This is a genomic window from Streptomyces antibioticus (genome assembly GCF_002019855.1).
GTDB lineage: Bacteria > Actinomycetota > Actinomycetes > Streptomycetales > Streptomycetaceae > Streptomyces > Streptomyces antibioticus_B.
This window is the reverse complement of the sequence record NZ_CM007717.1, coordinates 8,191,890-8,216,099: the sequence shown is the minus strand read 5'-3', so window position 1 is coordinate 8,216,099 and position 24,210 is coordinate 8,191,890. Positions and strand designations below refer to the sequence as shown.

Below are 24,210 nucleotides of genomic sequence, written 5' to 3'. Positions count from 1 at the left end.
AGCCACGGTGGTTCAACCGGAGGGCCATCGACAGCCGTCTCCGTCTACGAACGCCCACCGAACGCCTGCTCTGCCTCCTGGTAGCGCTCCGCGAGGAGCGGGTCCATCAGCGTGGAGCCCGGTCCGTAGAACTTGCCGAATTTCTCACGGTACTTGGCGAACCAGTGCGGGCGGTCGGACAGGAAGAAGACGTCGTGCAGGGCGATGGCGCGGATGGCGAGGACGGGCACGGGTGCCCGGCTCACCGCGAAGCGGGGGTTGCGTGCGGCCGTCACCTCGCAGTTCTCGTGGAACTGGCCGATCATGAGGCCCCGTTCCACGAAGTCGTCCTTCACCCGGGCCTGGGCCTGGTCGAGCAGTGCCGTGTCCTCGCCGCGGAGATCGGGGAGGACGACCGCCATGGCCTGGAGCATGGGGTTCCTGCCCTGCCAGGTCGTCAGCTCGTACTCCCGCAGGCTGCTGCGGGCGATCTCCTCCACCAGCTCGCGGCTCGGCGCCGGCCCGACGAGCCGCAGACGGATCTCCATGGTCCGGTTCTTGCGGGAGGGCGACACGAACGGGCAGATCGGCCCCGTGCGGCCGATCTCCGGATGGGATGCGGAGATGTACTCGGTCAGCCAGGTCTCGACCGTGTCCAGCGCGGAGGCGAGGTCGACGGCGGCCGCGGTGGACGACGTCATGGTGTACCCGTCAGGTCGGCGACGCGGTCGACTGCCGTGCGGGCGAGCCGGTGGATCTCCCACTCGTCCGGGATACGCGTGTTGACGAAGGTCAGGACGTCGTCCTTGGTGACGATCGCCCAGGCGGTCTCGATACGGAAGTGGTCGACGGTGGACAGCCAGCGCACCACGAAGCCGCCGTCCCCCAGCTCGATCGGCGCCAAGTCCACTCTGCTGATGTCGAGTTGGACGCCATCGTTCAGTTCCATCCGGTACCGCTCGCATGCGCGCACCGCGTCGTGGAGCTGCTCGTACACCTGCCGGCAGGCGCCGTTGCCGAACTGGGCGACATGGTGGAAGACGACGGACCCGACGACGTTCGTGAACAGTGCGGAGGCGTGGTGTGTCGTGTCGGGGTGCGTGCCGTGCGTGAGCATGTTCGTCAGGTCCACGATGGCCCGCCCCGACTCGTCGCCGGAGACGTACGCCGGATCGTAGGCGGCGCTCGGTTCCTCGCCGAAGAACGACTCCTCCAGATCCTCCTCCCTCAACAGCAGTTGCCGAAAAGCGGCGTCGTCCATCGCGGTCTCCTATCGGCGCGCCAGGCTCAGCGGGCGCATGTCGGTCCAGTGCTTCTCGACGTAAGCGAGACAGGTCTGCCGGTCGCTCTCGCCGAGCGCGACCGTCCAGCCGGCGGGCACTTCGGCGAACGCGGGCCACAGCGAGTGCTGGCCCTCGTCGTTGACGAGCACGAGGAACGTTCCGTCGGGGTTCTCGAAGGGGTTGCTCATCCTTGCTCCCTGCGTGTGGCGGTCGGGGCGGGGTGGGACGGACTCGTCACTGCTCTTCCAGAGCCCTCGTCACGTACGCGTGGATGCCGTCGACAGAGGTGAACAGGCCCATGTCCTCGAACTGCGGGTCGATGACCACGCCGTGGCGCTCCTCCAGCCCGTGCTGGAGGACGATCAGGGTGAACGAGTCGATCACCAGCTCGCTGTCGTCGGAGAGTTCCTCGGGCGGTCCGAGCCCCGCGCTGTCGGTCAATATCGCTCTGATGTCGTCTTTCGAGATCAACGGCCCCCCTGTGCCTGCGAAGTGAGTTCCGACGTGATGTGCTCGTGCAGGAGCGCGGGGTCGCGGATCAGCTTCCCCATCGAGTTCCGCGGCAGCAGCCGCGTGACGACGAACCGCTTGGGGACCTTGACGGGACTCAGCCGCTCCCGGCACCAGGCGGTGAGATGGCCGGCGGTCACCGTCTCGTCGGCTCCTACGAACGCCTCGACGACCTGATCGTGTGTCACCACGGCCTCGGTCACCCGAGGATGGGCCAGCAGGGCGGTCTCGACCTCCGTGAGGTCGACCTTCAGTCCGCCGACCACGACCAGCGAGTCGGCCCGGCCGAGCAGGGTGAGGACCCCGGTCGCCGGGTCCTGGTGGACCCGGTCACAGGTGCGCAGCCAGCCGTCCGAGAAGCGGTCGGCGTGATCGCCGTACAGGTACGGTGACCGGTCCATGCGGACGTACAGCTCCTCGCCGGCGACCTTCACCTCGGCGCCGGGCACCGGGGGCCCCACCTCCGGTGGCACGGTCGTGCCGGACAGGTCGCCCGCGAGCAGCCCGATCTCGGTGAGGCCGTAGACCGGGCTGACGGGCAGGCCGAAGCGGGCGCGGAACCGGTCGTAGGTCTCCTGCGGCACCCGTTCGCCGCCGGACACCGCGAGCCGCAGCGCGGGCAGTTCGGGCCGGTCCCCGACGCGGGACAGCAGCTCGTGGTGGACGGGTGTGCCGTACACGGCGGTCGTCTCGGTGGAGGCCATCAGCCGCACCACCTCCGCCGGGCGGAGTGTCGGCGGGACGATCAGGGTCGCCCCGGCCGCGAGGGCGTGCAGGACGCCGCTGACCAGGCCCATGTTGTGCATGACCGAGTTCAGCAGCATCAGGCGGTCGCCCCTGCCGGGGATTCCGGGAAGTGCGCTGTGCCGGTCGAGTTCGGCGAGCACGGAGTCCGCGGGGCGGCCGATCACCTTGGGCCGTCCGGTCGAGCCCGAGCTGAACTGCACCAGGCGTACTCCGTCGACGGCGGGCCGGCCGTCGGGCATCCGCAGGACCGTGAAGTCGGACTCCTGCCGGAATCCGGCCACCGGCCCGCCGGCGCCCGCCGCGACGACGAGGTACTGCGGACGCACCAGCTCGGTCAGCGGCTCGTACTCGGCCGGTTTCAGCCGGAAGTCGACCAGGACCACCTGCGCCCCGCGACTCCACAGGGCGAGCAGCACCTGTAGATAGGTGAAACTCGGCTTCATTCTCAGAAGAACCGAGCTTCCCTCCCCGATTCCGTGGTCGCGAAAAAGCTTTCCGAGATCGGCGACCGCCGTGCGTAACTGCCCTCGGGTGACCGGTGCGCGGGAAACAGCCCATATCTCGTCGTCCGCGCCCCGGCTCAGCAGATGACTTCCCCACCATGTCTTTGCCATACAGGCTTCCTTTTGAGAAACAGGTCCGGGAAACATGCGATCCGACATTCAGTGAGGGCGAAACTAACACTGCCCGGAAACGACGGGCAAGCGCCCGCCCCTCCATGGACAAGAGACGTCCGTCCTGCGCTGCTGGTTGTCTCCGCCCCGGCCCTCACGAAGGTTCACCGGCCCTTCACAAGGGAGTTTCAGGTGCGCCGACACGGTGAAGGCGCACGCCGGGCCGCCGTCACGTGTGTGTGCCGGCTTCGGCGGGCGGTCCTGTTGTCCCGCCGGCGGGACATGCGTGTGGCATAGCCCATTGATCTCCTTGACCCTCAGAACTTCCCGGGGTTAGGTTCTCCTCGGTTGTGATTCCGGGCAGTTGTGCCCGATTTCAGCGCGTACGGCGAGCCGCATCGCTCCTCATGGCCCGATGGCCGCCGTTCCACTGTTGCGCTTCGAATTGTCGGCCCGCTTTCCGGGCCGTTGTGAGTTTTCATTCCTGCCTCTCCGGCCGTCCGTGCGGGGGATATCTCGGAGGTGGAGACTTGTCCGTCAATGCCGTCACGACGCTGCCCCTCACGGCTGCGCAGCGCGAGATATGGATCGCCGAGCAGCAACTCAAGGAAGCGAATCGTGTATTCCGGGTGGGCGAATACCTGGAGATCCACGGACCCGTGGATCCGGCGCTCTTCACGCAGGCCCTGAAACGGGTCGTCGCCGAGGCCGACGCCCTGCATGTCCGCTTTGTCGAGCAACGCGGGGAGGTCCGGCAGGCCGTCCACGAGCCCGGCGACTGGTCGCCCGCACTGGTCGACCTGAGCGCGGAGCCGGATCCCGAACGGGCTGCCCTCGACTGGCTGAACGCCGCGGTCGCCCGGCCGATGAACCTCGAAGAGGACCGACTGTTCGACCACGCGCTCCTGCGACTGAGCGCCGACCGCTTCCACTGGTACCAGGGCTACCACCACGCCGTGATGGACGCCTTCGGATCCCTGCTGATCACCCGCAGGGTCGCCGACGTCTACAGCGCACTCGCCGAGGGCGGCCCGGTCGGGGCGAGCCCGTTCGGGTCACTGTCCGACCTGGTGGCCGCCGACGAGACGTACCGGGCGTCGGAACGATTCGCCCAGGACAGGGCCTACTGGACGGATCGCTTCGCCGATCGCCCCGAGCCGGCCGGGATCGTCGGTCGGCCCACGACCACACCAGAGCGCTATCTCCGGCACACGACGGCACTGGATCCGGGGGAACTGACCGAGCTGCGCGACGCCGCGCGCCGGGCGCGGGTCCCCTGGTCGCACCTGGTCATCGCCGCCGCGGCTGTCCATGTCCATCGGACGACCGGCGCGTCGACCGTGGTGCTCGGCCTGCCGGTGACGGCACGCCTGGACCAGGTGCAGCGGCGGACGCCGGGCACCGCCTCCAACGTCCTCCCGCTCAGGCTGTCGCTCCGACCGGACCTGACGCTCGGTGAACTCCTCGGCCAGGTCGGAACCCGTGTACGCGACCTGGGCGCCCATCAGCGGTACCGGGCCGAGGACATCCAGCGAGACCTGGCGCTGCCCGGCAGTACGGGGACGTGGTACGCGCCGATCGTCAACGTCATGTCCTTCGACTACGCGATCACGTTCGCCGGCCTGCCGACCACCGCCCACAACCTCTCCTCGGGCCTGGTGGGCGACCTCACGCTCGCCGTGTGGGACCGACGCGACGGCACCGGCCCGACGGTCGACCTGAACGCCCATCCCGAACTCTGCCCGGCGCCCGAACTGGCCGCTCATCATCGGCGCCTGCTCATCGCGTTGAGGGCCGTCACGGCGACCGCGCTCGACGATCCGATCGGCCGGATCGACCTGCTCACCTCGGAGGAGCGAGCCGCGCTGCTGCCCGCCACCGAGACCCTCATACCGTCGACGCGCACCCTGCCGGAACTCTTCGAGGCACAGGCCGCCCGGACACCGCGAGCAACGGCCGTGGTCTGCGACGACACCACGCTGAGCTACCAGGATCTCAACGAGCGCGCGAATCGGCTGGCGCACCTGCTGGCCACCCGGCACGACATCGGCCCCGAGCACATCGTGGCTCTGGCCCTGCCCCGCTCCCCCGAGCTGGTCGTCTGCGTCCTCGCCGTCCTCAAGACCGGTGCCGCCTACCTGCCCCTCGACCCCGCCTACCCACCCGCCCGTCTCACCCACATGATCGGCGACGCCCGGCCCGCCCTCCTTCTCACCACGACCGACGCCAACCCGCCCGGCGACACGCCCCGCCTTCACCTCGACACCCTCGACCTCACCCACCAGCCCACTCACAACCCCACCACCGCTCTCTCCCCCGACCACCCCGCCTACATCATCTACACCTCCGGCTCCACCGGCCGGCCCAAGGGCGTCGTCAACACCCACCGGAACGTGGTGCGGCTCTTCGGCGCCACCCGGAAGTGGTTCGGATTCGGCCCCGACGACGTGTGGACACTGTTCCACTCGTACGCCTTCGACTTCTCCGTCTGGGAGTTGTGGGGCGCGCTGCTGCACGGCGGCCGACTGGTCGTGGTGCCCTACGAGGTCAGCCGGACGCCCGGCGCGTTCCTCGATCTGCTGGCGGATCACGGCGTCACGGTCCTCAACCAGACGCCGTCGGCCTTCTACCAGTTGGCGCAGGCGGACGCCTCCCGGCCGGGACGTCGACTCGCCTTGCGTACCGTGGTGTTCGGCGGTGAGGCGCTGCAACCGTCCCGCCTCGCCGACTGGTACGAACGCCACGCCGACGACGCGCCGCTGCTGGTCAACATGTACGGCATCACCGAGACGACGGTGCATGTCACGTACCAGCCGCTGACCCGCGAGCGGGCGACCGCTGCGTCGACGAGCGTGATCGGGGTGGGCATCCCCGATCTGCGCACCTATGTGCTGGGGCCGGGGCTGGAGTTGGTGGCGCCCGGTGTGGTGGGCGAGCTGTATGTCGCGGGGGCCGGTGTCGCCCGCGGCTACCTGGGCAGGCCCGGCCTGACCGCGGAGCGTTTCGTCGCGGACCCGTACGCCGCCGAAGCCGGGGCGCGCATGTACCGCACCGGAGATCTGGTGCGCCGAAACACGGACGGCGAACTGGAGTTCATCGGCCGGGCCGACCACCAGGTCAAGATCCGCGGCTTCCGCATCGAACCCGGCGAGATCGAGAAGATCCTCACCGACCACTCGGGCGTGGCCGAGGCCGCGGTGGTGGTGCGCCGTGAACAGTCCGGTGATGCTTCCCTGGTCGCGTACGTGGTGGCGCGGGAGGCCCTCCGGGCCGAGGAGGTACGGGAGTTCACGCGCGAGCGGCTGCCTGAGCACATGGTGCCCGCGGCCGTCGTACTCCTGGATTCCCTTCCTCTGACGGCCAACGGCAAGCTGGACCACGCGGCGCTGCCCGCACCGGAGTTCGCGTCGGCCGGGTCGGGACGGGGACCGCGTACACCGCAGGAGCAGATCGTCTGCGATCTGTTCGCTCAGGTCCTCGGACTGCCTCGCGTCGGCGTGGACGACGACTTCTTCGACCTCGGCGGGCACTCGCTGCTGGCCACCCGGCTGATCGCCCAAGTCCGGGCCGCGTTCGGCGTCGAGCTGGAGCTGCGCGCACTGTTCGAGGGCCCGACCCCGGCCGCGGTCGCGGCTCTCCTGGACACCGCGGCGCCCGCGAGGCCGGCGTTGACCGTCCGGGAGCGTCCGCGGGTCCTGCCGCTCTCCTCGGCCCAGCGGCGGCTGTGGTTTCTGCACCGGATGGAGGGGCCGAGCGCCACGTACAACATTCCTCTCGTGGTGCGGCTGACCGGCGAGCTGGACCGTGACGCGCTGCGTGCGGCTCTCGCCGAGGTGGTGGCCCGGCACGAGAGTCTGCGCACGGTGTTCCCCGATGTCGACGGCATGCCGTGTCAACAGGTGCTTGCCCCCGAGACGGCCGTACCGCAGCTCGCGGTCACGTCCACGACCGAGGCGGAACTGCCGGACGTCCTCGCATCGGCGGCCCGGCACGCCTTCGACCTGGCGACCGAACCTCCCCTGCGCGCCCAGTTGTTCACGCTCTCGACTGAGAAGCACGCCCTCCTGGTCGTGGTGCATCACATCGCAGGCGACGGGTGGTCGCTCGGGCCGCTCTCCCGGGAGCTGACGGAGGCGTACGCCGCGTGGACGCGAGGGCACGCGCCGAAGTGGTCACCTCTGCCGGTCCAGTACGCCGACTACACCCTGTGGCAGAACGAACTGCTCGGCGACCAGAACGACCCCGACAGCCTGTTCGCCACACAGATCGACTACTGGACCCACGCGCTGGCCGATCTGCCCGATCACCTCACCCTCCCCACCGACCGGCCCCGCCCGGCGGTGATGACGTATCGGGGTGACTACCTCACCGTCGACATCGACCCCGAACTCCACCTACGTCTGGCCGACTTCGCGCGGGCTTCGGGGGCCAGTCTGTTCATGGTCCTGCAAGCGGGACTGGCCGCTCTCCTCACCCGTCTGGGCGGCGGGGAGGACATCCCGCTCGGCAGTCCGATCGCCGGGCGTACGGACCAGGCCCTCAACCACCTCATCGGGTTCTTCGTCAACACCCTTGTCCTGCGCACCGATACGAGCGGCGACCCGACCTTCGGCGATCTGGTCCAGCGCGTGCGGGAGACCAATCTCGCCGCTTACGCCCACCAGGACGTGCCCTTCGAGCACCTGGTCGAACTCCTCAACCCGACCCGTACTCTCTCGCACCACCCGCTCTTCCAGACCATGCTCGCCCTCCAGAACGCCCCCGAGACCGAGTTCGAGCTACCGGGGCTGCGTGCCGGTGTCGAGTTGGGCAGGACGGGCACGGCGAAGTTCGACCTGTTCTTCAGCCTTGCCGAGCGGCGGGGGGAGCGTGGTGAGCCGCAGGGCATCACCGGTGCTGTCGAGTACTCCAGTGACATCTATGACGCGTCCACCGTCCGGGATCTCTTCGACCGGTGGGTCCGGTTGCTGGATGCGGCCGTGGCGGATCCCGACAGGTCGCTGAGCGGCATCGACCTCCTCTCGGCCGAGGAACGCCGGCGGACTCTCGTGGAGTTCAACGACACCGCCGTGGCTCTGCCCGACGCCTCCCTCGGCGAGCTGTTCGCGCGGCAGGTGAGCAGGACTCCCAATGCCCCGGCGGTCACCTGCGGGACCACCACGCTGACCTATGCGGAGCTGGACGCCCGCGCCAACCGGCTCGCGCACGAGCTGATCGCCCGTGGAGTCCGGCCCGGCGACGCCGTCGCCGTTCTCCTGCAACGCTCCACCGCCACGGTCGTCACGGTCCTGGCCCTGACCAAGGCCGGCGCCGTCCACGTCCCCCTCGACACCCGCTACCCGGCCGAACGCATCCGCCACGTCCTCACCGACACCGGCGCCGCCACCTCGCCCATCGTCACCGACGCGACTACGCAACCCCAACTCCCGGCAGAGGCAGCCAACGTGCTCGTCATCGACGTCAGCGACATGGCAGGTGGCGAGCGGGAAGCACCGAACGTGGCCGTGCACCCGGACGATGCGCTCTACGTGATGTACACCTCCGGCTCGACGGGGACGCCCAAGGGCATCATCGTCACCCACCGCAACGTCACCGCCCTCGCGCTGGACCCCCGCTTCGACGCCCACGCACATCAGCGTGTTCTCCTTCACTCCCCCACCGCCTTCGACGCCTCCACCTACGAGCTGTGGATCCCGCTCCTCAACGGCGGAACCGTCGTCGTCGCCCCGCCAGGCGACCTCGACATGCCGACCCTGCACGACACCATCACCACTCAGCGCGTCACGGCGCTCTGGCTCACCAGCTCCCTCCTCAACCTCGTCACCGACCACACCCCCGAAACACTCGCCCACGTACACCAGGTCTGGACCGGCGGCGAAGCCGTCTCCGGCGCGACCGTCCAACAACTCCAGCGCGTTTGCCCGGCGTTGACCGTCATCGACGGGTACGGCCCCACCGAGACCACCACCTTCGCCACCCACCACCCCGTCCCCCGCCCTTACACCGGCAACCCCACCGTCCCCATCGGCCGCCCCATGGCCAACACCCGCACCTACGTACTCGACCCCCACCTCCAACCTGTCCCGCCCGGCGCCACGGGCGAACTGCACATCGGCGGCGCCGGTCTCGCCCGCGGTTATCTGAACCGGCCGGGACTGACCGCGGAACGCTTCATCGCCGACCCCTACGCCAGCGAACCCGGCGCCCGCATGTACCGCACCGGCGACCTGGTGCGCTGGAACGCCGACGGCGATCTCGAGTACCTGGGCCGCAGCGACCACCAGCTCAAGATCCGCGGCTTCCGCATCGAACCCGGCGAGATCGAGAACACCCTCACCGACCACCCCGACATCACCCAAGCCGCCGTCATCGCACACCACGACGAGCCCGGCAACCCTCGACGCCTCACCGCATACGTCGTCGCCGACACCGCCGTAACGCCGGAACATCTACGTGAGTTCGTGCGGCGGCGGCTGCCGGAGTACATGGTGCCGTCCGCGTTCGTCGTCCTCGACCGGCTGCCGTTGACGGCCAACGGCAAGCTCGACCGGGCCGCGCTGCCCGCTCCCGAGTCGGCGGCGCGGGCGGATGTTCCGCGCCGGGAGCCGCGTAGCGCGCGCGAGCGGCTCCTCGGGGAGTTGTTCGCGCGGGCTCTCGGCGTGGACCGGGTCGGGCCCGACGAGGACTTCTTCGCGCTCGGCGGGGACAGCATCGTCTCGATCCGTCTGGTCAGCCTGGCGCGTTCGGCGGGCGTCGGGTTCACGGTCCGGGACGTCTTCGAGCAGCGGACGGTGGCCGGACTCGCGGTGGTCGCCGAGGAGTTGGCGCTGTCGGACTCGGACGTCGATGACACGGGCGTGGGCACGGTGGAACCGACCCCGATCATGCGCTGGTTCGACGCACGCGGCGGCGGAGTGGACGCGTTCCACCAGGCGATGCTGCTGGAGGTGCCTGCCGGGCTGCGCGAGGACGACCTCACCGCGGCCGTGCAGGCGCTCGTGGACCACCATGACGCGCTGCGGCTGACCCGGACGCCGGGCGGTGGTCCGTACGGCGGATCGTGGTCGCTCGCGGTCGGGCCGGTGGGCTCCGTGTCGGCCGGGGACGTGGTGCGCCGCGTCGGGACCGGTGACGCCGGCGTGGATCAGGCGCTGGTCCGCGTCGAGGCGGAGGCGGCGTCGGCCCGGTTGTCGGCCGAACGGGGGCTGCTGGTGCAGGTGGTCTGGTTCGACGCCGGACCGGCACGTCCGGGCAGGCTGTTGTTCGTCGTCAACCATCTCGCGGTGGACGGGGTGTCCTGGCGGATCCTGCTTCCGGATCTCGTCGCGGCCTGTGAGGAGGCGAGGCTCGGCCGTCCGCCGCGGCTGGATCCCGTGGGCACGTCGCTGCGCCGCTGGTCGCGGATCCTCGCGGCGGAGGCCCTACGGCCGGCCCGCGCCGCGGAGGCAGCCCTGTGGACCGGCGTGCTCGGCGCGGCCGATCCGCCGTTGACCGTCGGCCGGCTGGATCCCGTACGGGACACCGTGGGCCGGGCCCGCGAGGTCGGGTTCTCCCTGCCGCCCGAGGTCACCACCCCGCTCCTGACCACCGTCCCGACGGCCTTCCACGCAGGGGTGGACGACGTCCTGCTGACCGCGCTCGCCCTGGCGGTCGCCCAGTGGCGCCGCGCGCATGCCCGGGGACGGCACTCGGCGCTGCTGGTGGACGTGGAGGGGCACGGCCGTGAGGAGATCGTCGAGGGCGTGGACCTGTCACGCACCGTGGGCTGGTTCACCTTGCTGTATCCCGTCCGCGTCGACCCGGGCCCCCTGGCCTGGGAGGAGGTCACCGGCGGCGGGCCGGGCCTCGGGCAGGCGCTGAAGCGGGTCAAGGAACAGGTGCGGTCCCTGCCCGACCGGGGCCTGGGCTTCGGCCTGCTGCGCCATCTCGATCCCGGGACCGGGCCGGAGTTGGCCGGGCTCGCCGTTCCGCAGATCGGGTTCAACTACCTCGGCCGGTTCCCCTCCGCGGGCACACCGGTGGTTCCCGGCACTCCGGGGTGGGCCGTGGCGTCGGAGACGGAGACGGGTCTGCTGAGCGGCGCCGATCCGGCGACCGCCCTGGCCCACGGGCTGGAGGTCAACTCCATGGTCCGCGACGCGCCGGACGGGCCGGTGCTGGAAGCCGTCTGGACCTGGGCCCCGGATCTCTGGCGCGAGCAGCACGTCCGGGTCCTCGCCGACCACTGGTTCCAGGCGATCCGGGGCCTGGTCCGCCACGGCGACCGGTCCGGCACGGGCGGCCACACGCCCTCGGACTTCCCCCTGACCGAACTCAGCCAGCACGACATCGAGCAGCTCGAAGCCGCGTGGAGGAATCAGACATGACGTCGTCCGGCCTGGAAGACATTCTTCCCCTCTCCCCCATGCAGGAGGGGTTGCTGTTCCACTCCCGCTACGAGCAGGACGGCGCGGACGTCTACGCGGTGCAGCACGTCTTCGACCTCGAAGGCGCCCTCGACGGGGCCCGCCTGCGGTCCGCGGCCCGCGCGCTGGTCCAGCGGCACCCGAACCTGCGCGCCGGATTCCGGCAGGTGGACTCGGGACAGACCGTGCAACTGATTCCACGTCAGTTCGACTTGCCCTGGGAGGAGTCCGACCTGGCGTCACTGTCGGCGGCCGAGGCGGAAGCGGAGCTGGCGCGGCTCGCCACCAAGGAGCACCGCCGCCGATTCGACCTGGCCGAGCCGCCGCTGCTGCGCTTCTCCCTGGTACGGATGCCCGGGGAACGTCACCGCCTGCTGATGACCACCCATCACATCCTGCTCGACGGCTGGTCGATGCCCATCCTCATGCGTGAACTGACCACGCTGTACGACAGCCGGAGCGACGCCGCCGCGCTGCCCCGGCCGGCCCCCTACCGGCAGTACCTGGGCTGGCTCACACGGCAGGACCGTCCGGCGGCCGAGGCGGCCTGGCGGGAGGCACTCGCCGGCCTGGAGCAGCCGACGTTGCTGACTCCGGTGGATCCGGGCCGTCCCGGGCTGATGCCGGAACGGATCATCGTGGAGCTGGACGAAGATCGCACGGTGGCGCTGGCCGAGTGGTCGCGCCGGCAGGGGGTGACCCTGAACACCGTTCTCCAGGCGGCCTGGGGACTGGTGCTGAGCCGCCGCACGGGCCACGACGACGTGGTGTTCGGGGCCGTCGTCGCGGGCCGTGACCCTCAACTGCCCGGCGTCGAGGACATGGTGGGCCTCCTCATCACCATGGTGCCGGTGCGGGTTCCACTGGATCCGGCGCAGTCGCTGCGGTCGACCGTCGTACGGCTCCAGGACGCGCAGTCTCGGCTCACCCCGCACCAGCACCTGGGGCTGGCCCGCATCCAGCGACTCGCCGGGCTGGGGGACCTCTTCGACACCTCCTTGGTGTTCGAGAACTACCCGTGGGACGACCCCGCCGACCTGCCGGACACCGGGCTGCGCATCACCCCGGACCTCGGCCGCGCCCGCGACGCGACCCACTACCCGCTGACCCTGATCGCCGCCCCGGGCCGCCGTCTCTACCTGCGCCTGGACTACCGCGACGATCTCTTCGACCGGGCCACGGCCTCCGGGTTCCTCGACCGGCTGATCCGGGTCCTCGACCTCGTCGTCACCGAACCCGACCGGCCGATCGGACGGATCGACCTGCTCACGGCGGAGGAACGCGTCGCGCTGCTCCCCGCCGCAGAGGTGCAGAAGCCGTCGCAGAGCACCCTGCCCGAACTGTTCGAGGCCCAGGCCGCCCGCACACCGCGGACGACGGCCGTGGTCTGCGACGACACCACGCTGACCTACGAGGAACTCAACGAACGCGCCAACCGGTTGGCGCATCTGCTCACCACCACCCACGGCATCGGCCCCGAGCACATCGTGGCCCTGGCCCTGCCCCGCTCCCCCGAGTTGGTCGCAGCCGTCCTTGCCGTCCTCAAGGCGGGTGCCGCCTACCTCCCCCTCGATCCCGCGTACCCGTCCGCCCGCCTCTCCCACATGATCAGCGATGCCCGGCCCACGCTCCTCCTCACCACGACCGACGCCGACCTGCCCAGCGACACGCCCCGCCTTCACCTCGACACCCTCGACCTCACCCTCCAGCCCACTCACAACCCGACCACACCCCTCGCTCCCGACAATCCCGCCTACGTCATCTACACCTCCGGCTCCACCGGCCGGCCCAAGGGCGTCGTCATGCCCGCGGGCGCCCTCGTGAACCTCTTGCAGTGGCATCACGGAGCGGTCGGCGGCAAACCGGGCGCGAGGGTCGCGCAGTTCACGGCGATCAGCTTCGACGTGTCCGCGCAGGAGATGCTGTCGGCGCTGGTCCACGGCAAGACGCTGGTGGTCCCCGACGAGGACGTCCGGCGTGACGCGGCCCGGTTCGCCGAGTGGCTCGACGAGCAGCGGGTGGAGGAACTCTTCGCGCCGAACCTGGTGTTGGAGGCCGTCGCCGAGGCCGCCGTGGAGCAGGGGCGTGCGCTGCCGCGGCTGCGGACCGTCGCACAGGCGGGCGAGGCGTTGACGCTGAGCAGTGTGGTCCGTGAGTTCCAACGGTCGGCGCCGGGCCGCGTGCTGCACAACCACTACGGTCCCACCGAGACGCATGTGGTCACGGCCCACACCCTGGGCGCCGACCCCGACACGTGGCCGCTCTCCGCCCCGGTCGGTCGCCCTGTCTCCAACACCCGTGCATATGTTCTGGGTTCGGGGCTGGAGTTGATGGCGCCCGGCGTGGTGGGCGAGCTGTACATCGCGGGAGCCTGTGTCGCTCGCGGCTATCTCGGCAAGCCAGGGCTGACCGCTGAGCGCTTCGTCGCGGACCCCTACGCCGCCGAAGCCGGGGCGCGCATGTACCGCACCGGCGACCTGGTCCGCCGGAACCCCGACGGCGAACTGGAATTCGTCGGCCGCGCCGACCAGCAGGTCAAGATCCGCGGCTTCCGCATCGAACCCGGCGAGATCGAGAACGTCCTCACCGACCACCCCGACATCGCCCAAGCCGCCGTCGTCACCCATGAGGACCAGCCCGGCAGGGCCCGGCTGGTGGCCTATGTGGTGGCGCAGGAAGTCCTCCGGGCAGACGAGGTACGGGAATTCACGCGCGACCGGCTGCCCGAGCACATGGTGCCCTCGGCCGTCGTACTCCTGGACTCCCTCCCCCTCACGGCCAACGGCAAGCTGGACCGGGGCGCGCTACCGGCGCCGGAGTTCGCGGCGGCCGGGGCCGGGTGGGAGGCGCGTACGCCGCAGGAGCAGATCGTGTGCGATCTGTTCGCGCAGGTCCTCGGACTGCCGCGCGTCGGCGTGGACGACGACTTCTTCGAGCTTGGTGGGCACTCGTTGCTGGCCACCCGGCTGATCGCGCGTATCCGGGCGGCCCTAAGTGTCGAGATCGGCCTGCGCACACTCTTCGAGGCGCGCACTGCGGGCGCGGTTGCGGCTCGCCTCGACACCGCAGGGCCGGCACGACTCGCGCTGACCAAGCAGCAGTTGCCCGAGGCTGTCCCGCTGTCGTTCGCGCAACGGCGGCTGTGGTTCCTGCACAAGATGGAAGGGCAGAGCGCGACCTACAACATCCCGTTGGTCCTGCGGCTCACGGGTGAGCTGGACCGTGACGCGTTGCGCGCGGCCCTGGGTGACGTGGTGGCCCGGCACGAGAGTCTGCGGACGGTGTTCCAGGAGGTCGACGGCACTCCGTACCAGCGCGTCCTCGACAACGTGACCGTCGACCTGCCCACCACCGGCATCACAGAGGCCGAACTGTCGGACGCCCTGGCATCAGCGGCACGCCACTCCTTCGACCTGGCGACCGAACCTCCCCTGTGCGCCGAGTTGTACCGGCTCGCACCCGATCGGCATGTCCTGATCCTGATCATGCATCACATCGCGGGGGACGGCTGGTCGCTGGGACCGCTCGCCGCCGATCTCACCCGCGCCTACACCGCACGCACCCAGGGCCAGACACCCCAATGGCCGCCCCTGCCGGTCCAGTACGCCGACTACACCCTGTGGCAGAACGAACTCCTCGGCGACCAGAACGACCCCGACAGCCTCTTCGCCACCCAGATCGACTACTGGACCGACACCCTCGCCGGCCTCCCCGAACAACTCGCCCTCCCCACCGACCGACCCCGCCCGGCGGTCATGACGTACCGGGGCGACTACCTCACCGTCGACATCGACCCCGAACTCCATCAGCGTCTCACCGACCTCGCACGGGCATCCGGCGCCAGCCTGTTCATGGTCCTGCAAGCGGGACTGGCCGCTCTCCTCACCCGTCTGGGCGCCGGGGAGGACATTCCCCTCGGCAGCCCCATCGCCGGGCGCACCGACCAGGCCCTCGACCACCTCATCGGGTTCTTCGTCAACACCCTTGTCCTGCGCACCGATACGAGCGGCAACCCCACCTTCACCCAACTCGTCCAGCGCGTACGGGAGACGAGCCTCGCCGCCTACGCCCACCAGGACGTTCCCTTCGAATACCTCGTCGAACTCCTCAACCCCACCCGCACCCTCTCCCACCACCCCCTCTTCCAGACCATGCTCGCCCTCCAGAACGCCCCCGAAGCCCACTTCCAACTCCCCCACCTCACCATCGACATCAACCCCGGACGCACCGGCACCGCCAAATTCGACCTCTTCATCAGCCTCGCCGTACAACGGGGACCACACGGCGAGCCGCAGGGCATCACCGGCGCCATCGAATACTCCAGCGACATCTACGACCCGCCCACCGTCCAGAACCTCTTCGACCGCTGGACACAGCTCCTCGACGCAGCCACGACCCACCCCGACCAGCCGCTCAACCACATCGACCTTCTCTCGGCCGAGGAACACCGGCAGTTGCTCGACACCTGGCTGGACACCGAGACCGAGGTCGGCGAGGGCCTGCTGCCGGGCCGTTTCGCCGAGCAGGCCGCCGAGACCCCGGACGCGGTGGCTGTGATCGCCGGGGACACGTCCCTGACGTACGCGGAGCTGAACCGATCCGCCAACCGGCTGGCTCATGCCCTGCTCCGCCGCGGTGCCGGACCGGAACGCGTGGTCGCCCTGGCGCTGCCGCGGTCCACGGATCTGGTCGTCGCCCTGTTGGCCGTGCTCAAGACCGGTGCCGCGTACCTGCCGCTGGACCCCGACCACCCGGCCGGGCGTATCGAGTACGTGCTGGAGGACGCTCGGCCCGCCCTGCTGCTCACCACCCTGTCGACCAACTCCCGGACGCCCGGCGGCGGCTCGACCGAGCGACTGGTGCTGGACTCCCCGGATGTGCGGACGCTGCTCGCCGACTGCCCTGACACGGACCCGGACGACACGGACCGCGGGACACCGCTGCGGGCCGCCGACGCCGCGTACGTGATCTACACATCCGGTTCGACAGGCCGACCCAAGGGCGTGGTCGTGCCGCACTCGGCGCTGCTCAACTTCCTGGACGCCATGCGGCGGAGGGCCCCGCTCCGGCCGGAGGAACGGCTGCTCGCGGTCACGACGGTGGCCTTCGACATCGCCGCGCTGGAGCTGTACCACCCGCTCCTGTCGGGCGCCGCGGTCGTCCTCGCGCCCAAGGAGGCCGTCCCTCAGCCGTCCGCCGTCCTCGACCTGATCGCCCGGCACGGCGTCACGGTCGTCCAGGGGACACCGTCCCTGTGGCAACTGCTGGTCGCCCACGAGCCGGAGGCCCTGCGCGGCCTGCGGATCCTGGTGGGCGGCGAGGCCCTGCCCACGCCGCTCGCCGAGTCGATGCGTGCGCTCACGGACGACCTGACCAACCTGTACGGGCCCACCGAGACCACCATCTGGTCGACCGCCGCGGATCTGGCCGACGGCACGGGCGCCGCGCCGATCGGCCGGCCGATCTCCAACACGCGTGTCTATGTGCTGGGGTCGGGGCTGGAGTTGGTGGCGCCCGGTGTGGTGGGCGAGCTGTACATCGCGGGAGCCGGTGTCGCCCGCGGCTATCTGGGCAGGCCCGGCCTCACGGCGGAGCGCTTCGTCGCCGACCCCTACTCCGTCGAACCCGGGGCGCGCATGTACCGCACCGGCGACCTGGTGCGCTGGAACCCGGACGGCGAGCTGGAGTTCATCGGCCGCGCCGACCACCAGGTCAAGATCCGCGGCTTCCGTATCGAACCCGGCGAGATCGAGACGACGCTCACCGACCATCCCGACATCGCCCAGGCCGCCGTCGTCGTCCGTGAGGACCAGCCCGGCGACGCCCGCCTCGTCGCGTACGTCGTCGCGGACACCTCGACCCGGGCGCACGACCAGGCAGTGGAGCAGGACCAGCTCGGCGAGTGGCAGCACCTGTACGACTCCGTGTACACCACGGCGCCGAAGACGGCCTTCGGTGAGAACTTCGCGAGCTGGAACAGCAGTTACGACGGTGAGCCGATCCCGCTGCCCGAGATGCGGGAGTGGCGCGACACGACCGTCGACCGCATCAGGGCGCTCCGGCCGCGCCGCGTCCTGGAGATCGGCGTGGGCACGGGTCTGCTCCTGGCGAGGCTGGCGCCCGCGTGCGAGGAGTACTGGGGCACGGACTTCTCCGACACCGTCATCGAGGATCTGAAGCGCCATGTCGAGGACGATCCCGTCCTGGCCGCGCGCGTCCGGCTGCACACCCGGCCCGCCCATGACTTCGACGGTCTTCCCACGGGCCACTTCGACACGATCGTGCTCAACTCGGTGGTCCAGTACTTCCCGAACGCCGGATACCTGGAACAGGTGATCCACAACGCGATCCGGGCGCTCGCCCCGGGTGGGGCACTGTTCATCGGTGACGTCCGCAACCCCCGCCTGCTGCGCACCTTCGCCGCCGGAGTGCAGACCGCGCGTGCCGACGACCCCACCGACACCGCCGCGATCCGCCGCGCCGTCGAACAGAGCCTGGTCCTGGAGAAAGAACTCCTCATCGACCCCGAGTACTTCACCGCACTCACCCAGCACGTCCCCGACATCACCGGCGCCGACATCCAACTCAAGCGCGGCACCGCCCACAACGAACTCACCCGCTACCGCTACGACACCACCCTCTACAAGTCCGGCACCACACCCGAACCCCTCAGGGACACCCCCACCCGGCCGTGGGCCGGGGACCTGGACTCCCTCGCCGATCACCTGCGCACCGCGCGGCCCGACCGGCTCCGGGTGACCGGCGTTCCCAACCCGCGCCTCGTCCGCGAACTCGCCCTACAGCGGGCCCTCGACGCCGGCGATCCCCTGCCCGCCGACGTCAGCGCGGAGCAGTTCGGCCTGGAGGTCTTCCATGACCTGGGCGACGAGCACGACTACTGGACCGGCATCACCTGGAACACCCACGACCACGGCGCCGTGGACATCGTCTTCGTCGAGCGGAGCCGGCTGGCGGGCCGTGTCCCCGTCGGCACCTACGCCCCTCTCCACACCGGCACCTCCCACACCCCCCTGTCCACGTGGACGACGGACCCGGCCGCTCGTCGCGGGACCGGCGCCCTGGTCACCGCGCTCCGTGAGCACGCCCGCCACCAACTGCCCGACTACATGGTCCCGACGGCCGTCGTCCCGCTCGACCGGCTCCCCCTGACGGCCAACGGGAAGCTGGACCGGGCCGCGCTGCCGGTACCGGAGTTCGCGTCGGCCGGGTCGGGGCGGGGGCCGCGTACGCCGCAGGAGCAGATCGTCTGCGACCTGTTCGCCCAGGTCCTCGGACTGCCTCGCGTCGGCGTGGACGACGACTTCTTCGACCTCGGCGGCCACTCGCTGCTGGCCACCCGGCTGATCGCCCAGATCAGGGCCGCGTTCGGCGTCGAGCTGGAGCTGCGCGCACTGTTCGAGGGCCCCACCCCGGCCGCGGTGGCGGCCATCCTGGACACGGCCGGCCCCGGACGCCTGGCGCTCACCGTGCGGCCGCGGCCTGAGGTCATGCCGCTGTCCTTCGCGCAGCGCAGGCTGTGGTTCATCCACAAGATGGAGGGTCCCAGCGCGACGTACAACATCCCGCTCGCTCTGCGTCTCACGGGTGAGTTGGACCGGGACGCGCTGCGCACGGCCCTCGGTGACGTGGTGGCCCGGCACGAGAGTCTGCGCACGGTGTTCCCGGAGGTCGAGGGCGTCCCGTGCCAGCGGGTGCTGGCCCCCGAGACGGCCGTACCGCGGCTCACCGTCACGCCCACGACCGAGGCGGAACTGCCGGACGTCCTCGCATCGGCGGCCCGGCACGCCTTCGACCTGGCGACCGAACCGCCCCTGCGCGCCAACCTCTTCGAGCTCTCGGCGCAGGAGTACGTGCTGCTGCTGGTCGTGCATCACATCGCGGGGGACGGCTGGTCGCTCGGGCCGCTCGCCGCCGATCTCACCCGCGCCTACACCGCACGCACCCAGGGCCAGACACCCCAGTGGCCGCCCCTGCCCGTCCAGTACGCCGACTACACCCTCTGGCAGAACGAACTCCTCGGCGACCAGAACGACCCCGACAGCCTCTTCGCCACACAGATCGACTACTGGACCCACGCGCTGGCCGAACTCCCCGACCAGCTCACGCTCCCCACCGATCGCCCGCGACCGACAGTGATGACGTACCGAGGGGACTACGTCACCGTCGACATCGATCCAGACCTGCACCGGCGCCTCACCGAAGTGGCACGGGCTTCCGGCGCCAGCCTGTTCATGGTCCTGCAAGCCGGACTCGCCGCTCTTCTCACCCGTCTGGGCGCCGGGGAGGACATCCCACTCGGCAGTCCGATCGCCGGGCGCACCGACCAGGCCCTCGACCACCTCATCGGCTTCTTCGTCAACACCCTCGTCCTGCGCACCGACACCAGCGGCAACCCCACCTTCACCGAACTCATCCAGCGGGTACGGGAGACGAGCCTCGCCGCCTACGCCCACCAGGACGTGCCCTTCGAATACCTCGTCGAACTCCTCAACCCGACCCGCACCCTCTCCCACCACCCCCTCTTCCAGACCATGCTCGCCCTCCAGAACGCCCCCGAAGCAACCTTCCAACTCCCCGACCTCACCATCGACATCAACCCCGGACGCACCGGCACCGCCAAATTCGACCTCTTCATCAGCCTCGCCGAACAACGGGGAGAACATGGGGAGCCGCAGGGCATCACCGGCGCTGTCGAGTACTCCAGCGACATCTACGACGCGCCCACCGTCCAGAACCTCTTCGACCGCTGGACGCAGCTCCTCGACGCGGCCGTGTCCGATCCCGACCGGTCGCTCGGCCACATCGATCTCCTCTCGGCCGAGGAACACCGGCGGACTCTCGTGGAGTTCAACGACACCGCCGTGGCTCTGCCCGACGCCTCCCTCGGCGAACTGTTCGCACGGCAGGCGAGCACGACCCCTGACGCCCCGGCGGTCACCTGCGGCGCCACCACGCTGACCTTCGCGGAACTGGACGCCCACGCGAACTGGCTCGCGCACAAACTGATCGCCCGTGGCGTCCGCCCCGGGGACGCCGTCGCCGTTCTCCTCCAACGCTCCACCGCAACCGTCACCACCGTCCTCGCCCTGACCAAGGCCGGCGCCGTCCACGTCCCCCTCGACACCCGCTACCCGGCCGAACGCATCCGCCACGTCCTCACCGACACCGGCGCCGCACTCGTCGTCACCGACGCACCGTCGCAGTCCCACCTACCCCTGGAATCAGCCGAGTTGTACGTCATCGATGCGGACGACCGGGGCGAGGTGAGTCCCGAGGCACCGGGCATGGCTGTCCATCCCGAGGACGCGGCATATGTGATGTACACCTCCGGCTCGACGGGGACACCCAAGGGCATCATCGTCACCCACCGCAACGTCACCGCCCTCGCCCTCGATCCCCGCTTCGAACCCCACGCCCACCGACGCGTCCTGCTCCATTCCCCCACCGCCTTCGACGCCTCCACCTACGAGCTGTGGGTCCCCCTCCTCAACGGCGGAACCGTCATCGTCGCCCCACCAGGCGACCTCGACATCCCCACCCTCCACCACACCATCACCACCCACCGCATCACCGCACTCTGGCTCACCAGCTCCCTCCTCAACCTCATCACCGACCACACCCCCGAAACACTCACCCACGTACACCAGGTCTGGACCGGCGGCGAAGCCGTCTCCGGCGCGACCGTCCAACAACTCCAGCGCGCTTGCCCGGCGTTGACCGTCATCGACGGCTACGGCCCCACCGAGACCACCACCTTCGCCACCCACCACCCCGTCCCCCGCCCCTACACCGGCAACCCCACCGTCCCCATCGGCCGCCCCATGGCCAACACCCGCACCTACGTACTCGACACACAACTCCGCCCCGTACCGCCCGGCGTGACCGGAGAGCTGTACATCGCCGGCGCCCATCTGGCCCGCGGCTACCTCGGCAAGCCCCATCTCACCGCCGAACGCTTCGTCGCCGACCCCTACGCCACCGAACCCGGCGCCCGCATGTACCGCACAGGCGACCTCGCACGCCACAACCCCGACGGCGACCTCGAATACCTCGGCCGCACCGACCACCAGCTCAAGATCCGTGGCTTCCGCATCGAACCCGGCGAGATCGAGAACACCCTCACCGACCACCCCGACATCGCCCAGGCCGCCGTCGTCGCACACCACGACCAGCCCGGCGACACCCGCCTCACCGCCTACATCGTGCCCGACACCACCGACACGGCGAAGGACGACGAGGAGCGGAGCCAGATCGGCGAGTGGCAGGATCTCTACGACTCCCTGTACTCGGGAGCCGGGGCCGATAAGGCGTCCGGTTTCGGTGAGGACTTCTCGGGCTGGAACAGCAGTTACGACGGCCGGCCGATCCCGCTCCCCGAGATGCGGGAGTGGCGTGCGGCCACGGTCGAGCGGATCAGGGCGCTCGGGCCGCGCCGCGTCCTGGAGATCGGCGTGGGCACGGGTCTGCTCCTGGCGAAGTTGGCGCCCGCGTGCGAGGAGTACTGGGGCACCGACTTCTCTCCGGTCGTCGTGGAGGCGTTGCGGCACCATGTCGACGCCGATCCCGAGTTGGCGCGCCGCGTGAAGCTGCGCGTCCAGGCCGCGCACCAGCACGGCGGGCTTCCGCAGGGCCACTTCGACACGATCGTGCTCAACTCGGTCGTCCAGTACTTCCCGAACGCCGATTACCTGCACCAGGTCATCGAGCAGGCATTCCGTCTCCTCGCCCCAGGCGGCGCCCTGTTCATCGGTGACATCCGCAACCCACGACTGCTGCGGACGTTCACCGCCGGAGTACAGACCGCGCGTGCCGACGACCCCACCGACACCGCCGCCGTCCGCCGCGCCGTCGAACAGAGCCTGGTCCTGGAGAAGGAACTCCTCATCGACCCCGAGTACTTCACCGCACTCACCCACCACATCCCCGACATCACCGGCGCCGACATCCAACTCAAGCGCGGCACCGCCCACAACGAACTCACCCGCTACCGCTACGACACCACCCTCCACAAAGCCGGCACCACACCCCGCCCCCTCACCGACGCCCCCACCCACCCCTGGCCCGGCAACCTGGCCACCCTCGCCGCACGGCTCCGCACCGCGCGACCCGACCGGCTGCGCGTGACCGGCGTTCCCCACTCGCGCATCGCGCGCGATCTGGCCGTACAGCGCGCGCTCGAAGCCGGGACGGTGCCGGCCGATCCGGTCGCGCCCGGTGTCGATCCGGAGGAGTTCCATCGTCTGGGCGAGGAGCACGGGTACTGGACGGCGGTCACCTGGAACGCGTACGACCCGGCGGCTCTCGACGTCGTCCTTGTCAGGCGGGGGCTGCTGGGCGACGGTGTGCCCGTCGGGGTCTACCTGCCCGCGGATGCCGTCGGCGCCGGCAGGCCGCTGTCGTCCTGGACGACCAGCCCGGCCACCGGCCGGGACACCGGTTCGCTGCTCAGGGCCGTGCACGAGCACATCCGGCGTCATCTGCCCGAGTACATGCGGCCCACCGCCGTCGTTCCGCTCGACCGGCTTCCGCTGACCGCCAACGGCAAGCTCGACCGTGCCGCGCTGCCCGCGTTCGACGTGGAGCGCGGCGACATCGGGCGGGCGCCCGCGACGCCGCAGGAGCAGGTGGTGTGCGAGCTGTTCGCGGAGGTGCTGGGCCGGCCCGTGGTCGGGGTGGCCGAGGACTTCTTCGACCTGGGCGGGCACTCCCTGCTGGCCACGCGGCTGATGGCCCGGCTGCGGGCGGCCTTCGGCGTGGAGCTGGGTGTGCGGAGCCTGTTCGAGGCGCCGACCCCGGCCGGGATCGCGGCGCGGCTCGACGTGGACGACGCGGACGGCTCGTACGAGGTGGTGCTGCCGTTGCGGACCGGGGGCGGCGGGCCGCCGTTGTTCTGCATCCATCCGGGTGGCGGCATCGGCTGGTCGTACAGCGCGCTCATCAAGCACCTGGGTCCGCGGTACCCGCTGTACGGGATCCAAGCGCGCGGGCTGGCGCGTCCGGAGCCCCGGCCGGGCAGCATCGAGGAGATGGCGGTGGACTACGCCGATCAGATCCAGACGGTGCAGCCGCACGGTCCGTACCATCTGGCGGGCTGGTCGTTCGGCGGGCTGTGCGCGCACGCGCTGGCCGCGGAGTTCCAGCAGCGCGGTGAACCGGTGGCGCTGGTCGCGGTTCTCGACGTCATCCCGGACTGGCAGGGTCTGACCCACGCCGACGTGCCCGCCCCCGACGACCGGGTGATGCTGCTGTACCACGTCGGTCTCGTCGACGACGGCAGTCACCGGCCCGACGACGAGGAGATGACGTTCGCCGAGGCGCGGGAGATCCTGCGCCGTCAGGGCAGCGTGCTGGCCAACCTGGACGAGGACCGGCTCACGACGATCACCGAGATCTCGGCGAACAACACCCATCTGACGATCGACTACCGGCCCGGCCCGATCGACGGCGACCTGCTGCTGATCGCCTGCTCGCAGCAGCAGGACCCGCCGGTCACGGCCGCGGCCTGGCAGCCGTACGTCCGCGGCACCGTCGAGGCCCATGAGGTGCCCGGCGAGCACGGGACGATGCTGACCCGCTCGGACACGCTGGCCGGGATCGGCCGGATCCTCGCGGCCAAGCTGCATGAACTCTCCGGCGACGAGTGAGCCTCGC

The 24,210-nt window shown here is 70.3% G+C and carries 7 protein-coding genes; 2 read left to right on the top strand and 5 right to left on the bottom strand.

Annotated elements, in window-relative coordinates:
* Positions 1-44: 44 nt before the first annotated feature.
* Genes AFM16_RS36895 through AFM16_RS36875 form a run of 5 tightly spaced genes read right to left on the bottom strand, consistent with a single transcriptional unit; the run spans position 45 to position 3,133 of the window.
* Positions 45-680: a DUF6875 domain-containing protein gene (locus tag AFM16_RS36895; RefSeq protein ID WP_078636605.1), complete on the bottom strand. Its 636-nt coding sequence runs from the start codon at positions 678-680 to the stop codon at positions 45-47.
* Positions 677-1,240 (bottom strand): hypothetical protein, encoded by a 564-nt coding sequence (locus AFM16_RS36890; RefSeq protein ID WP_030797215.1) that lies wholly within the window; start codon positions 1,238-1,240, stop codon positions 677-679. The genes AFM16_RS36895 and AFM16_RS36890 overlap by 4 nt, the downstream gene beginning before the upstream one ends.
* A 9-nt stretch (positions 1,241-1,249) precedes the next feature.
* Positions 1,250-1,450, bottom strand: a complete 201-nt coding sequence (locus AFM16_RS36885) for an MbtH family protein (protein ID WP_030797217.1) — start codon at positions 1,448-1,450, stop codon at positions 1,250-1,252.
* Between the two features lie 46 nt (positions 1,451-1,496).
* Positions 1,497-1,703, bottom strand: a complete 207-nt coding sequence (locus tag AFM16_RS36880) for a hypothetical protein (protein ID WP_143648532.1) — start codon at positions 1,701-1,703, stop codon at positions 1,497-1,499.
* Between the two features lie 26 nt (positions 1,704-1,729).
* Positions 1,730-3,133, bottom strand: a complete 1,404-nt coding sequence (locus AFM16_RS36875) for a class I adenylate-forming enzyme family protein (RefSeq protein WP_063754170.1) — start codon at positions 3,131-3,133, stop codon at positions 1,730-1,732.
* Positions 3,134-3,663: 530 nt separating this feature from the next.
* Here AFM16_RS36875 and AFM16_RS36870 point away from each other — a divergent pair.
* Both AFM16_RS36870 and AFM16_RS36865 read left to right on the top strand, forming a co-directional pair.
* Positions 3,664-11,499, top strand: coding sequence for a non-ribosomal peptide synthetase (locus tag AFM16_RS36870; protein ID WP_245177904.1), 7,836 nt, complete (start codon positions 3,664-3,666; stop codon positions 11,497-11,499).
* Positions 11,496-24,203, top strand: coding sequence for a non-ribosomal peptide synthetase (locus tag AFM16_RS36865; protein ID WP_078636602.1), 12,708 nt, complete (start codon positions 11,496-11,498; stop codon positions 24,201-24,203). Before AFM16_RS36870 ends, AFM16_RS36865 begins: the two co-directional genes overlap by 4 nt.
* The last annotated feature ends 7 nt before the right edge of the window (positions 24,204-24,210 follow it).

Bases quoted from the DNA above. Each gene is read 5' to 3' on its own strand.
- AFM16_RS36895 (WP_078636605.1), bottom strand. From the start codon at position 680: ATGACGTCGTCCACCGCGGCCGCCGTCGACCTCGCCTCCGCGCTGGAC.
- AFM16_RS36890 (WP_030797215.1), bottom strand. From the start codon at position 1,240: ATGGACGACGCCGCTTTTCGGCAACTGCTGTTGAGGGAGGAGGATCTG.
- AFM16_RS36885 (WP_030797217.1), bottom strand. From the start codon at position 1,450: ATGAGCAACCCCTTCGAGAACCCCGACGGAACGTTCCTCGTGCTCGTC.
- AFM16_RS36875 (WP_063754170.1), bottom strand. From the start codon at position 3,133: ATGGCAAAGACATGGTGGGGAAGTCATCTGCTGAGCCGGGGCGCGGAC.
- AFM16_RS36865 (WP_078636602.1), top strand. From the start codon at position 11,496: ATGACGTCGTCCGGCCTGGAAGACATTCTTCCCCTCTCCCCCATGCAG.